Consider the following 12964-nt stretch of genomic DNA (forward strand, 5'->3'; position numbering starts at 1 on the left):
TAAATGTTAATAATTGTGATTGATTTTAGAATGGTAAATCATCGTCTTTGTCGTTATCTGCCGATTTTGATTTTGCATTTACTCCTTTGTTTTTTGGTGTTATATTATTACTATCCTTTCTACTACCGCTATGGAGTTTAATCTGTGATGTAAGGAAATTGAGTCCTGCGTGTGCTTCTCCGTCTTTGCCTATCCATGCAGAAGTGTATGCTCTGCCATTTAATTCTACTAAAGCTCCCTTGGTAAGAATTTCAGCCACTTTCGGAGAAATCCAATAAGAGCAGTCGAAATAGGTAGTTTGTTCGATTTTTTCGCCTTGTTTGTTGCGATAATTGTCATTGGTAGCAATTGAGAAATTAACTACTTGTTTTTCATTAGACAGGGTGCGCACTTCCGCATCTCTTGTCAGTCTTCCGATAATGTTCATAACTGTTTGTTTTAAGATTGTACATTTTGATTTGTTTTCAATCTCTTCTCCGTCTTTTCTTACAAAGCCTTGTCGGCTTCGCTGAATATTTTTCAAAAGAAAAACCGGAAAAAAGAAAGCAGATATGAAGTGTTGACAAAGAAAAAAAGCCAAAAGGAAACGGAATAATTGGAGGGTACCTTTAGGGAGGAAACCGTTTATGCCGTAGTCTTTTGGTGGGAAAAGCTGTCGGCTGGCAACAATACCTTAGCTGACTTTTTACCGGTTTATTATGGAAAATTTTTGATAAAACAACCTTTAATTAATCTATATTATTTACTACTATTACTTTGAAAATACACTGTAAATGCACTATATTTACAATGTTCATTTAAACCTTAATACTTATGCAGATCGGTTCTTTTAACGATTACTATGAGAAGCTGACCACTATTGAGAAAAAAAACAGTCCCAAAGAAATATTCTATAAGGGGGACTTTTCTCTGTTGGAAAATGGTAGGAGAGTAGCAGTTGTTGGTTCTCGTAAGGTTTCAGATCTTGGCGTAAGAAGAGCTAGAAAGATTGCTAAATTATTAGTGCAAAATGATATAACTGTAGTAAGCGGTTTAGCTGAAGGTATTGATACAATAGCTCATAAAACGGCAATTGAATCCCAAGGTCATACGATTGGTGTTATAGGAACTCCTATTGATAAATATTTTCCGGCTGAGAACAAGCAATTGCAGGATTTTATTGCTGAAAATCATTTGCTAATTTCTCAGTTTCCTGAAAATTATCCAGTAACTCCGAAAAGCTTTCCGATCAGAAATAGAACCATGGCATTGATAAGTGATGCCACAATCATTGTTGAAGCCAGTGAAAAAAGCGGTACAAAACATCAGGGGTGGGAAGCGCTAAGATTGGGAAGGCAGCTTCTTATTATGGAAAATGTTCTCAATCAAAAAGTTTCATGGGCAGAAGAAATGCTAAGTTATGGTGCACAGGTTTTGACCAACGACAACTTTGAATTTCTAATTGAAAGCATTCCTTTTTTAACCACAAAAAAGGAGTATGTCTTTTGAATTTCTTACCTTTCTGGCCTATTCTCCGAGAGGTAAGTCTGATATTGAAATTAATTCACGGACGGTTGCCGGTTCTTGCAAAAATGGAGATGTTACCTTCAGTACGAGATTAAGCCAAAGAATAGAAGAAGCCGATTTATCAGAATATTTTGCAAACTCATCTTTAATCCCTGTCCCAAGAAGTACTCCACTTGTTGACGGAGCTGTTTTTCCAGCACAAGTAATTTGTGAAACACTGGTCAAAAATGAATTAGGTGAAAGTGTTACTGTTTGTGTTGACCGTGCATATGCCATTCCCAAATCAAGCGGACAGTTTCATGCCGATACAAGAAATACAGTTCAAACTCATCAAGATAGCTTAATCATAAGACCTGTAATTATCACCGAACCAACGATTATTGTGGTTGATGATATTCTGACATTAGGTCGAACATCTATGGCTGTTGCTCTTGAACTTCAAAAGATTTATCCGGAAAAAGAGATTAAAATTTTCTGTGCTATCAGAACAAGAGGCTGGAAGAATTTAGAAAATATTATAGATGTTAGTAGAGGCCATATGAGTCTTACAGCCAATGGTGGCGTTCAGCTACCGGATTAAGCTTACAGTACATTTTATTTTAATTTGCGGGAAATTATTATCTCAAATACTGATAAACCCGCAATTGATTTGTGCAGATGAATATTCATAGGTACTATGCGGATACCCACCGCTTTAGTCACCAGTTATGTTCATAACGAAAAGGTAAGAAATTTTTTAATTTAAAATAAAGTTGTAATCAACAGCCAAAAAAGGACTTTTTCGACAATAGCTTGGTCAATAATATGCTACCTACTTAAATTACAATGTTTGAGAACAAATCTTCAATCACATTGTTATGAAGAAAGCTAAATCAAAAAATGGATCCCAGCAACCTGAAATTAATAAATATATTCCTTCAATACCTTTAAAAAAAATTCCTCCCGAAAAGGTGCTACAGATATTAAGGAAAGCAGGTCATGATGTAAACGAAGAACAGTCAGAAGAGATTATGGAATTTCTATACATTATAGTAAAACTTACTTTAAAAGAATTTTTTACATCTGATTGATAATTTGTACCTTAGCAGTATATCGGAAAGATGAATTTCTACTGCATCAGTTTCTTTGATGCGAATTTAAAAACTAAATTTTAACGAAATACTAGAACTATGGTTATTGCAGATTTGTATATAAGAGTATCTACCGATGAACAGGCTGAAAAAGGCTATTCACAAAGAGATCAGGATGAAAGATTAAGAAAATATTGTGCTAATAACAATATAGCTATCAATAGAGTGATTTTTGAAGATCATTCAGCAAAAAGTTTTAATCGCCCTGAGTGGAAAAAATACCTTCTTGAAATAAGAAAGAAAAGCCATAAAAGCAACTTAGTCCTATTTACCAAGTGGGACAGATTCAGTCGTAATACAGCAGATGCTTATCAAATGATAATTTTACTGCATAAAAATCACATTATCCCTCAATCTATTGAACAGCCATTGGATATGTCTATTCCTGAAAACAAACTTATGCTTGCGATCTATCTCTCCACTCCGGAGGTAGAAAATGACAGAAGGGCACTGAACACGTTTCACGGTATGCGGAGAGCAAAAAAAGAAGGCAGGCTGATGGGAATTGCTCCCTATGGATATATCAACAGAAGCCATGAAGATGGTAAAAAGTATATTGCCATCAAAGAGCCGGAAGGATCTAATATAGCCTGGGCATTTAACGAGGTTGCAAAAGGACATATTCCGGCAGATCATGTCAGATTGCAGATGAACAAAAGGGATGGTGCTTCAATGTCAAGAAGTGCGTTTGCAAAAGCTATGAGAAATCCGGTTTACTGTGGTAAAATATATATTGAGGATTATAAACAGGAAGAGGCATATTACAGTGATGGAAAACATGAGCCATTGATTAGCGAAAGACTGTTTAATCAGGTGCAGCAGATTATGGACAAAAAAAGGAAGGTAGAAGGGCCTGGCGGTAGAGTATTAGGTAATGAACGTTTTCCACTACGTGGACTTTTACGTTGTCCAAGGTGTGGTAAAAATCTCACAGCAAGCGGGGCTAAAGGAAAGTCTAAAACCTATTACTATTATCATTGCCATTATAAATGCGGATTTCGTTTTGATTCAGACAGATTGAACGAGCTCTTTGAATTGGAAATTTCGAAATTGGAATACAATCCTATCATTAAAGACTTGATGAAAGATATACTTTTAGATAACTACAAACAGTTCACTTTTGATATAGATGTAAAAAGGAAGTCCATATCAAAAGAGATTAATGAGCTTAATGAAAAAGTTGCGAATGCAAGAGATAAATATCTTGCAGATAAATTGGATGAAGAAGATTATAAAGAGGTGAAAAAAATAACAAAAGAACAAATTGAACAGTTGGAACAAGAGATCCAGCATATTGTTTCAGAAAGCAAAGAACTTGATATAAAAACAAAAATAGAAAATGCTCTCGACTCAATGGAAAACCTTGCAAACCTCTATCAACAGGGCGATTTACAGACAAAAAGAACGATAGGGTGTTTGATATTTCCTCAAAAAGTCGAATTTGACGGAAAAAGTTTTCAAACACCTAAAATGAATATTGTGGCTCAATGTATCTATCAGTATAACAACGGATTAGGAAATAAAAAAAACCGACATAAGAGAAAAAAATCTACAAATGTCGGTCTTGTGACCTCGACAGGATTCAAACCTGTAACCTTCTGAGCCGTAATCAGATGCGCTATTCAGTTGCGCCACGAGGCCTTGTGTTACCTTGTTGTTTAAAGGTTTGCAAATATAGCACTTTTTTCTTTTCTTTGAAAGATGAAACAGAGAATTTTACTTTTATTAACGGTTTTTTCGCTAATTGCCTGTAAGAGAGAAACAAAAATTTCGTCCTCAGACTGGACCAAAATCTCAGAACGCACCCAGTTTAAAGAGAGTGGCGGAACCTTAGAGCTGAAATCGGGAAATTTCACCTATAATTTTAAGGAAAATCAGACCCCGTTCAGGAAAATTATTCTGTTAAATGCGAGTATGGCAGGGTATATTTCAGAGCTTGGAGCAGAAAATCTGATCATCGGAATATCCAGCCCGGAATACATCTATTCTGAGAAAATTCTGAACCTTCTTAAAGACGGAAAGATCCAGAATGTAGGAAATGAGCAGAAATATGATGTGGAAAAAATTATTTCCATGAAACCGGATGCCATTTTTACCAACCATATTGCAAGCTTTGACAATACGTACGAACTGTTGAAGAACAACGGAATTCAGGTGATATTTCTGGATGAGTATATGGAACAGCAGCCTCTTGAAAAAACAGCTTATATTAAACTTTTCGGAGAATTTTTAGGAAAAGAAAAAGAAGCTGAGGCTAAATATAAAGAAATTGAAAAAAATTATAGAGACCTGAAGCAGCTTGCACAGAAAGCAAAAGAAAAACCTGTTGTTCTGGCTAATGAGATGTATGGTGATGTCTGGTATCTTCCAGGCGGAAATACTTCGGTAGCTCATTATATTGCAGATGCCAACGCGAACTATATCATGAAAGAGAATAAAGATGAAAAAGCGTTAACGATGGGGTTTGAAGAAGTCTACGCTAAATGTGGAGGGGTACAGTACTGGGTGAATGCAGGAAGTCACGCTTCTAAAAAGCAAATGCTGAATGCCAATCCTTTCTACGGAAAGCTGGATGTATTCAATAAAGGAAAGATCTATACAATGGCAGGGAAGGAGAAACAGAAAGCCAATGATTTTTTTGAAAGCGGCGTTGTAAGAGCTGATCTGGTTCTCAAAGACTATATTAAAATCTTCCATCCTGAACTTTTACAGGGTTATCAGCTTACCTACATGAAAGAACTGCAATAAAATCCGGACATTTGCTTATTTTTGCATTTCATTTTACGAAAAACTATGTGGAAAAAAATTAAACAGCTGATTTTCATCGTTCTTGTCCTGAATGTAGTTTTTATCATTTGGGGTAGGTTTTTCAATCCGCCTATCACGATTACTCAGATAGGTGGTCTTTTTGAGTACGGGAAACTGCACCGGGATTATATTTCTTATGACGAAATGGGAAATAACGTAAAAAAAGCAGTGATTGCCTCTGAAGACCAGAAGTTCTTTAATCATGACGGGTTTGATTATACTGCTATAGAAAAAGCAATGAAACACAATGAAAAAGGGAAGAAGATCAGAGGAGGAAGCACCATTTCCCAGCAGACTGCAAAAAATGTTTTTCTGTGGCAGGGCAGAAGCTGGCTTAGAAAAGGGCTTGAAGCCATATATACCTTCATCATAGAAAAGGTATGGAGCAAAGATATTATCCTGGAAAGATACCTTAATTCCATTGAAATGGGACAGGGAGTATTTGGGGTAGAAGCGGCCGCTCAATATTATTTTGGAAAATCTTCCAAAGATCTAAGCGCATCAGATGCCGCATGGATTGCCGCAGTATTGCCTAATCCAAAGAAGTATGATCCAAAGAACCCATCTCCTTATTTAAGAAAGAAACACAATTGGATCATGAGACAAATGAGGAATGTGAGTTTGAAATAGTATCTTTGTACTAATGAAATTCTTTAATTCCAGCACAAATTTTGAATCTGTTCTTAAAAAATACTTCTCTTTTAAGAATGAGACCCTTTCTCTGGAACCCTTTGCCGAGTTTTTAGAGAGTATTAAAAGAGCTGATTTTACGGATGTTCTTAATTTTTTAAGAAACAACCCTGTTTTTGCTGAAAACTTTAAACATTATATTCACAATATATTCAGAGGGAGACCTTTTAACCTTTCGCTGACTGAAGCTAATATTCTGTCGGAAAATGCTTTCTTCCCTGAACTTAAAAAAAGAATCCTGAACAAGCTGCTGCCACCTGTTGAAAATGAAAAAACAGTGTGGTATATGATTGATAATGTCAGTTTAAGACCCAAAAAAGACTTAAAATACCTTCACAATCTTCCTGAAAATGAGATTGATGAATTCCTTGTCCTTCTGGGAGCTTCCGATTTTATTGTTAAACCCAACGTAAAAAAAGAGCTGATCTTCTCAATGAATATCCTTTCATGGAGGGTTACAGGAATGGCGATGGAAGTAGAGGTTGTAAGAATGGCCCCGCAATACAGGAATCTGGACAACCCTTTTCTGGCTTTGCAGAACGAACTGGAAACATTGGCGGAAGATCTGAGAAAGGATCCTGAACTTCAGCTGCATTCCAAAGACAGCCGTTATAAGCAGATTAAAATATATTCGGAACAATGTCTGGAATTCGTTAATATTGCTTTCAAAAACTCAGATAAATACGGGATATCAGGAAAAATTAACCAGTCACTGTTGAAGATTCGCCAGCAAACCGAAAGGATTTATGAAATAGTGCAGCTTCTGGTAATCGATAACGAAGAAGATGTAATGATTAAATCAAAACAGCTGGTCTTCAATATCCTGAATTATAAATCCCATAAAAATAATATTGCCGATCTGATCAACGACAGTACCCGTCTGATCTCACACCTTATTACCAACCATACCGCAGAAACAGGCACTCATTATATTACTTCCACAAGGAAAGAGTATATGACGATGTTCTATAAAGCGAGTGGCGGTGGAATTATTGTAGGAGCGCTCTGTGTCCTGAAAATGCTTTACGGCTATATTCCCGGAAGTGATTTCTCCCATGCATTTTTATATTCCATGAACTATGCAATGGGGTTCATTATGATTTATCTGATGGGCTTTACGCTGGCAACAAAACAGCCTGCCATGACTGCCGCTACCATGACGAAGGTTCTGTCGGAAGAAGGCAACAACAAAAGAAATAATACCGAATTCGCCCACCTTGTATCTAAGCTGTTCAGAAGCCAGTTCATTGCTTTTGTTGGAAACGTACTGCTTTCATTCCCGATTGCTTTGGCCATCATTTATGGTCTTGATGTATTTTTCTCTCAAAACCTTGCTGTTGAACGGTCGGATAAATTATTAAAAGACTTAGATCCGTTTAAGTCAAAAGCTATTTTGCACGCATCCATAGCTGGGTTTTATCTGTTTATTTCGGGAATTATTTCCGGAAACATCGGGAACAACTCCGTATTTTACCAGATTCCCGAGAGAATTGCCAAAAACCTTTCCATCAGAAACTTTTTCGGTAAAAAGTTTGCCAAAGGATTGTCTAAATATTATGCTAAAAACTGGCCTGGAATTATTTCCAACTTCTGGTTCGGGGTATTTCTGGGGGCAACAGCACCCATCGGGCTGTTTTTCGGGCTTGATCTTGATATCAGACACATCACTTTTGCCGCCGGAAACTTTGCATTAGGACTTTATGGTAAGGATTTTTCAGTAGATTCCTACACTTTCTGGATCTCTTTTATTACAGTTTTCCTGATTGGGTTTTTCAACTTCCTGGTAAGCTTTTCATTGTCTATGTTCCTGGCTTTCAGATCAAGAAAATTGAACTTCGGACAGGTAAGCGAGATCTATAAAGAAATTTTCAGATATTTTATTAAACATCCATTTAAGTTTTTTATTCCGCTTCGCTCCGGATTAGACAAAAAAGCAGATGACCTGATGAACAGTACGGTTTCTAATAAATCTGAAAATCAACATTAGAGGTTTTATAGATTTGAAGCTTGGCGATGGAAGAGGGAAGTTATGAAGGTCATCAAGAATAAGAATTGATTCAGTTTTATCTTTTTTAAGGTAATTTGATGTTACAGTGGCTTTCAAAACCTATAGCTAAAAGTAACTTCCAGCCTCCTTCTTCCATCTTTCAGTCTTATTTATATAAAAAGCCAGATATTTTCCTTGCTTGTGTCAACGTTTTTGAAAAATGTACTTGGTTTTATATGGGTTAATTCCTTAAAATCTTTGATGAAGTGAGATTGATCGAAAAAGAGATTTCCGTAAGATAAATCTGTAAGGTTTTTGCTTTTCTTCCGGTTGATCAATGTATTTCTGAAACGATGGATTTTCCGGTATTCAGAAGATGTTTTTCCTATGTTTTTAATAAATAGTTTATTGATGTATTGCCTTGACAGGTTATATTTCTCTGCAATTTCTTCGATTTTCATATCCTTTTCAATGTCCGATAAAATTTGCTCCATTAAGGATAGATCTTTTAGCTGGAATTTTGAAATCCAGTAGTTTTCTAATAACTCAATTTGCTGTTCCCGGTTTGGGTTAGTTAAAATTTGTTTCATTGTATCCTTAAAATCAGGAAAAGGAGTATAGCTGGTAAGGTTTTTTCGTTGAGCAAATATTTTCTCCAAATCACTCACGAAATGATTTAATCCGAGGGGTTTAAAATAGAGGGTAATCTCATTGATTGGCTGTTCGCAAAAAACTTCAATAGGATAATTATACCGGAAAACCAGGTCAGTCCAAACTTTATTTTGGGTAGAAGGGGTCACCATAATCCGGTTTTCTTCAAGAATCGTATCAGAATTGTAAGTGGTGGATAAGATGCAGAAATTGTTAGGAAAAGTAAGATATTGTATAGGATTTGAATCTTGATTGCCAGCCATAAAATAATACCCTTCAATATAATTTTTCAGGATGCTGTTTTTCGGTTTATAAAAATTGACCTTCATTCATGCGTTCGTTTTTTCACCAGACTAACTTACAAAATTCTGGTTAATGTGAAATACATTCAATGGAGAAATATTGCTTTAATCTATAGGTTTGAATCCTGTTGAGATCACAAAAGCGGCAAATATTGAAATATCTGCCGCTTTTATATAACTGAGTCTGAAGGTTAATTGTATTTTTAACAGGATTGACCTATCTTACAGAATTGAACATTAATTCATCTTGAAAAAAAAATATACTACCGCTGCCCATTCTTTTTTAACACCTCTGGCATAGCCAATCGTACTGCGGCTGCTGTTTTCTACGGTTCCATCATCTTTGATGTAACCAATGGTCGAACGGCTGCTGTTTTCTACAGTACCATCTTTTTTAACGTAACCAACCGTTGAACGGCTGCCGTTTTCTATAGTACCGTCGCTTTTGATGTAACCGATGGTGTTGCGGCTTTTGTTTTCAATAGTACCGTCGCTTTTAATATAACCAACCGTTGAACGGCTGCTGTTTTCTATGGTACCGTCACTTTTGATATAGCCCGTTGTACTGCGGCTTCCTGATTCTATAGTCTGCGCACTTACCATAGATATTCCGAATAAAAGACAACAAATGAATACTGTTTTTTTCATGGTTCTAAAATTTTAAAATGGTTGTTATTTTGGTTTTATTTTTAAAAATAGTGATTATTTTTTTCTGCTCATCTGGTAACAGGCTATCATTCCAGCCGTTTTTTTAATGATGAAGCTGTGATAATAATTCAAGATGGGTCTTATAATCGAATAATTCCATATGATCAAGGCGTTCTTTTCCTCCCAGAGGCAAAGCTAAGGAATACCCCCCACACTGATTGTTCGGGATATGCTTAAACCTATCCATTACCGCAAATTCTACTTTGCCGTAACAGTCTTCCGTCCAATAGTTTGACGCTGTTAAATTCCACTCTATTAACACATTGAAGCTTGTAGAGATGATGCTTTTCTCTCCCGTATGAATATTCAAAAAAGCAATATTTCTTCCGAAACTATATTCTTCCCATAAAAACAGGCAACCGGTGGCCGTTCTTGCAAAAACTTCTGCTTTCTCTGAAACTTCAGGAAAATTTCTGGCCAGCCTGTTGTATTCTTTGGGATTTAACAGGGAAAACAATCCATTCTTATAGAGACAAAAACCGTATTTTTTCCAGATTTCTGTGATAACGTCTGTCTCATCTTTAGGATCCATGAAAACACCTCTGTACTCATCAATTAATTCATCATCAGCGTTGGCATAGTTTTCAGATGTCTCCATAAACCCCATAAAAGAGTTGTATATTATTTCAAATTCAGTCACTAAATTTATTATTTAAGATTGATATTCATAAGGGATAATTTCTGATTCAGTCAGGTTTTAGGTTATGAAAGTCATACCTTATACCTGATGATCGGCTTGTATCTTTTATCCTTTCCGGACAATCTGTTATTCAAATTTAATCCAAAGCATAGAATACTTTTAAGCAAATGAACAAACGCAGCTTTATCTGGTGGAAGCGCAGTATTTGAGCCTATTTTCGTTTGAGATGAATGGCTTATATAACGCTAAAACGGAAAAATAAGGGTCTGTTTATGCCGGAACCTGAATCATTTTTACACTATTTACTGTGATAGGTAAGAGGCACTAAGTTCCACGATCCACTATCTTTAAATTCTTTGATAATATGCTGTTTTGCTTCTTCATTGTTATCACTCCTTAGTTGGTCTTTTGAAAGCCATTTCTTGACAACAGGTTTGATGCTTATCAGTAAGATTTCTTCCAGATTCAGCTGCAGTTTTTGATGAACAGTCTTCGATTCTATACCTAACAACACTCCAAAACTCTCGTCTTCTATAAAATCTTCAGAAACCAAAAAGCTGGACAGATCCTGGTTGGGGTTGTTTTCACTGGTTACCCAGAGCTCAATATTTTCTTCGCTGAATTCTACAAAAGTCACTCTGAGGTTTTCCATCAGACTTTTAAAATCACCATGCCCGATAGCCATCTGAGATACACTGTTGATCAGTGCTACGGCAAAATGCTTATGAATAATTTCATACGGAACCGTACTATGAAATTCCATGTAAAATTCTGCACCAATGCCATTGTGTTCTAAATGTTCATCGTCATCAGAGTATCTGTAAATATCAGAAAGCCCGTCAGTCATTAAAACCGTTGATTCCGGGGTATAAATAACCCTCATTTTACAGGAATTGTGTAAAGTGCTGTCTTCCGGCCATGAATGATCCCCGAGTCCGCCTAGACTTAAATAAATGATGTGTTCATCGGGTTTTCCTAAAGAATTGAAAAAATCATTTCGGAGTTTTTTACATTCTTCTGAAGCTTCTTTACGTTTTTTATATTCCGGATCTGATTCAATCTGAGATACAGTTAAAAGCTGGAGCCCATGTTCTTCAAAAGCCGGATAGGATTGTGCCTGAATTGTGTCATTTTCACAGATAAAATAAAGGGTTTCTATTTTACCGTCTAATTGATGATAAATGGAAAGAATATCTTCTTTATTGGCTGTATCATCATATGAACTTATTTTGTTATCATAATAATAAGTTGAATCTACAAACATTCCGATTTCATTTCCTTCTTTTTTAAAGTGAAGCAGTACTTCTGCTTTATGTAAAACCTGATCATTATCAACAAACAGCATGAGCCGTTTTATCACTTTACTTTTAACGCTTTCCAGCAGCATGGGAATGCTGAATTTTTCCGCCTGAATCAGTTCTCCTTTTTTGAAAGTGAATTTTATTTTTGAATATACAGGGAAAAAGGTAAGCAGTTTTATAAAATTGAAGCGATTAATGCTTTCAATGTGTTCTCTGATTTCCTCTTTGGCGTATTTTCCGAAATTATTAAAGTCATGAAGAACTCCATTTTCATAAAAATAAATGCCGTCTCTGGAACTTCCGTGTTCATCTATGTTGACCTCAGAATGGTAAGTACGGCCTTCAACCAGCAATTCATCCATTTTTTCAGAAAGTTCTGCAAGCATTTCTTTAGCTTCTTCAGAAACCAGATATTCGTTTTTCATGGTATAGTTTTATTTTAATATAGTTTTTATTGTAAGGCCGATAAAATTACACATTACGGGGTTAAAAATTGTATCCTCTTTACGTATTTTTTTAATTCACATCATTTGACCAATATCTTTACTGAAAGCATAGCACGTATGGTCTGAAGCCGGAAACAGAAGAAACGGGTTCTGAAAAAGATGTGGATCTGTTTTTATCTTCAACTCTGGTTGTTTTCTATATCTTCTATCGCTTTTCGGGCAACCGAATTTACATAATCATGATTGTATGATGTGTCTATTTTTTTCCAGAGATCCAGTAAATCCTTATCATTCATTGAATATAAAGAATCTGCTGCAGGGATAAATATATATGGATTTTCATCATTGAGAATTAAAAATATTAATGCTTCCTGAGCTTCTTTACAAGGATAATTCTTTAGTTGCTCAGCAGCCCGCTGTTTAGGGGAGGCAGATACTTTGGGCCGTTTTACTTCCTCAAGCAGAACTTTTAATATAGCATCACTTCTATAATTATCTAAAGCCAATATAGCAAACATTCTTACGGATTCTTCCTCATTTTTTGCGGTGTCTATAATGTAGGTAATTGCTTTTTCATCCTTTATTTCTCCAAGATTAAATACAGCGGTTTCTCTTACTTCTTTTGAATGATGCCTTAAAAAAGGTAAAATAAGTTCTAAAGAATTCTCATATCCTGATTGGGCTAAATCATCCAGGGCTTTTTCTATAACTTCAGAATCATTGCTTTTTAAATTCAATAGGATTTCGTTTAAATCTTGCATAGCTTTATTCTGTTTTTACTGAAGTTAATGTTGT

13 protein-coding genes and 1 tRNA gene are annotated in these 12964 nt (G+C 35.8%); 7 read left to right on the forward strand and 7 right to left on the reverse strand.

All coding sequences use genetic code 11. The annotated features are described in order from the left end of the window. Positions 1-25 precede the first annotated feature (25 nt). Positions 26-427 (reverse strand): single-stranded DNA-binding protein, encoded by a 402-nt coding sequence (locus tag J2Y40_RS04220; RefSeq protein ID WP_309997295.1) that lies wholly within the window; start codon positions 425-427, stop codon positions 26-28. A 386-nt stretch (positions 428-813) separates the two neighbouring features. Between J2Y40_RS04220 and J2Y40_RS04225 the strand changes: the two genes are divergently transcribed. From J2Y40_RS04225 to J2Y40_RS04240, 4 genes are all read left to right on the forward strand, one after another. Next, positions 814-1488 (forward strand): DNA-processing protein DprA, encoded by a 675-nt coding sequence (locus J2Y40_RS04225; protein ID WP_309997296.1) that lies wholly within the window; start codon positions 814-816, stop codon positions 1486-1488. Beyond that, positions 1478-2086 carry a phosphoribosyltransferase gene (locus J2Y40_RS04230; RefSeq protein ID WP_309997298.1) on the forward strand — a complete coding sequence of 203 codons (609 nt, stop codon included), beginning with the start codon at positions 1478-1480 and terminating at the stop codon, positions 2084-2086. Before J2Y40_RS04225 ends, J2Y40_RS04230 begins: the two co-directional genes overlap by 11 nt. 277 nt (positions 2087-2363) lie before the next feature. Continuing rightward, entirely contained in the window at positions 2364-2576 is a 213-nt protein-coding gene (locus tag J2Y40_RS04235; protein WP_309997300.1) for a hypothetical protein, read from the forward strand. Between the two features lie 99 nt (positions 2577-2675). Further along, a complete protein-coding gene (locus J2Y40_RS04240; protein WP_309997302.1) occupies positions 2676-4238 on the forward strand; it encodes a recombinase family protein in 1563 nt (520 codons plus the stop codon). Here the strand turns inward: J2Y40_RS04240 and J2Y40_RS04245 are convergent. Then, positions 4204-4277 (reverse strand) — tRNA-Arg (locus J2Y40_RS04245). The two genes, J2Y40_RS04240 and J2Y40_RS04245, sit on opposite strands and share 35 nt — an antisense overlap. A 60-nt stretch (positions 4278-4337) precedes the next feature. Here J2Y40_RS04245 and J2Y40_RS04250 point away from each other — a divergent pair. Genes J2Y40_RS04250 through J2Y40_RS04260 form a run of 3 tightly spaced genes read left to right on the forward strand, consistent with a single transcriptional unit; the run spans position 4338 to position 8121 of the window. Continuing rightward, positions 4338-5384 carry an ABC transporter substrate-binding protein gene (locus tag J2Y40_RS04250; RefSeq protein WP_153393586.1) on the forward strand — a complete coding sequence of 349 codons (1047 nt, stop codon included), beginning with the start codon at positions 4338-4340 and terminating at the stop codon, positions 5382-5384. Positions 5385-5429: 45 nt separating this feature from the next. Continuing rightward, entirely contained in the window at positions 5430-6074 is a 645-nt protein-coding gene (gene mtgA / locus J2Y40_RS04255) for a monofunctional biosynthetic peptidoglycan transglycosylase (protein ID WP_153393584.1), read from the forward strand. Between the two features lie 13 nt (positions 6075-6087). After that, positions 6088-8121: a recombinase gene (locus tag J2Y40_RS04260; RefSeq protein ID WP_309997306.1), complete on the forward strand. Its 2034-nt coding sequence runs from the start codon at positions 6088-6090 to the stop codon at positions 8119-8121. Positions 8122-8291: 170 nt separating this feature from the next. Here the strand turns inward: J2Y40_RS04260 and J2Y40_RS04265 are convergent, their stop codons facing one another. The 5 genes from J2Y40_RS04265 to J2Y40_RS04285 form a co-directional block, all read right to left on the reverse strand. Beyond that, entirely contained in the window at positions 8292-9101 is an 810-nt protein-coding gene (locus tag J2Y40_RS04265; RefSeq protein WP_309997309.1) for a helix-turn-helix domain-containing protein, read from the reverse strand. A 210-nt stretch (positions 9102-9311) separates the two neighbouring features. Then, entirely contained in the window at positions 9312-9722 is a 411-nt protein-coding gene (locus J2Y40_RS04270) for a 5-fold beta-flower protein (protein WP_153393578.1), read from the reverse strand. Positions 9723-9825: 103 nt separating this feature from the next. Then, complete coding sequence (locus tag J2Y40_RS04275) at positions 9826-10389, reverse strand: GAD-like domain-containing protein (RefSeq protein ID WP_309997311.1); 564 nt, start codon at positions 10387-10389, stop codon at positions 9826-9828. Positions 10390-10720: 331 nt separating this feature from the next. Further along, positions 10721-12148, reverse strand: a complete 1428-nt coding sequence (locus J2Y40_RS04280) for a hypothetical protein (RefSeq protein WP_309997313.1) — start codon at positions 12146-12148, stop codon at positions 10721-10723. A gap of 200 nt (positions 12149-12348) precedes the next feature. Continuing rightward, positions 12349-12930: a HEAT repeat domain-containing protein gene (locus J2Y40_RS04285; protein ID WP_309997315.1), complete on the reverse strand. Its 582-nt coding sequence runs from the start codon at positions 12928-12930 to the stop codon at positions 12349-12351. Between the last annotated feature and the right edge of the window lie 34 nt (positions 12931-12964).

The organism is Chryseobacterium sp. 2987, assembly GCF_031456375.1.
Lineage (GTDB): Bacteria > Bacteroidota > Bacteroidia > Flavobacteriales > Weeksellaceae > Chryseobacterium > Chryseobacterium vaccae.

Excerpts from the sequence above, each read along its gene's own strand:
- J2Y40_RS04250 (WP_153393586.1), top strand. The coding sequence starts at position 4,338 with ATGAAACAGAGAATTTTACTTTTATTAACGGTTTTTTCGCTAATTGCC.
- J2Y40_RS04240 (WP_309997302.1), top strand. The coding sequence starts at position 2,676 with ATGGTTATTGCAGATTTGTATATAAGAGTATCTACCGATGAACAGGCT.
- J2Y40_RS04260 (WP_309997306.1), top strand. The coding sequence starts at position 6,088 with ATGAAATTCTTTAATTCCAGCACAAATTTTGAATCTGTTCTTAAAAAA.
- J2Y40_RS04285 (WP_309997315.1), bottom strand. The coding sequence starts at position 12,930 with ATGCAAGATTTAAACGAAATCCTATTGAATTTAAAAAGCAATGATTCT.
- J2Y40_RS04230 (WP_309997298.1), top strand. The coding sequence starts at position 1,478 with ATGTCTTTTGAATTTCTTACCTTTCTGGCCTATTCTCCGAGAGGTAAG.
- J2Y40_RS04225 (WP_309997296.1), top strand. The coding sequence starts at position 814 with ATGCAGATCGGTTCTTTTAACGATTACTATGAGAAGCTGACCACTATT.
- J2Y40_RS04265 (WP_309997309.1), bottom strand. The coding sequence starts at position 9,101 with ATGAAGGTCAATTTTTATAAACCGAAAAACAGCATCCTGAAAAATTAT.
- J2Y40_RS04270 (WP_153393578.1), bottom strand. The coding sequence starts at position 9,722 with ATGAAAAAAACAGTATTCATTTGTTGTCTTTTATTCGGAATATCTATG.
- mtgA (WP_153393584.1), top strand. The coding sequence starts at position 5,430 with ATGTGGAAAAAAATTAAACAGCTGATTTTCATCGTTCTTGTCCTGAAT.
- J2Y40_RS04275 (WP_309997311.1), bottom strand. The coding sequence starts at position 10,389 with ATGGGGTTTATGGAGACATCTGAAAACTATGCCAACGCTGATGATGAA.
- J2Y40_RS04280 (WP_309997313.1), bottom strand. The coding sequence starts at position 12,148 with ATGAAAAACGAATATCTGGTTTCTGAAGAAGCTAAAGAAATGCTTGCA.
- J2Y40_RS04235 (WP_309997300.1), top strand. The coding sequence starts at position 2,364 with ATGAAGAAAGCTAAATCAAAAAATGGATCCCAGCAACCTGAAATTAAT.
- J2Y40_RS04220 (WP_309997295.1), bottom strand. The coding sequence starts at position 427 with ATGAACATTATCGGAAGACTGACAAGAGATGCGGAAGTGCGCACCCTG.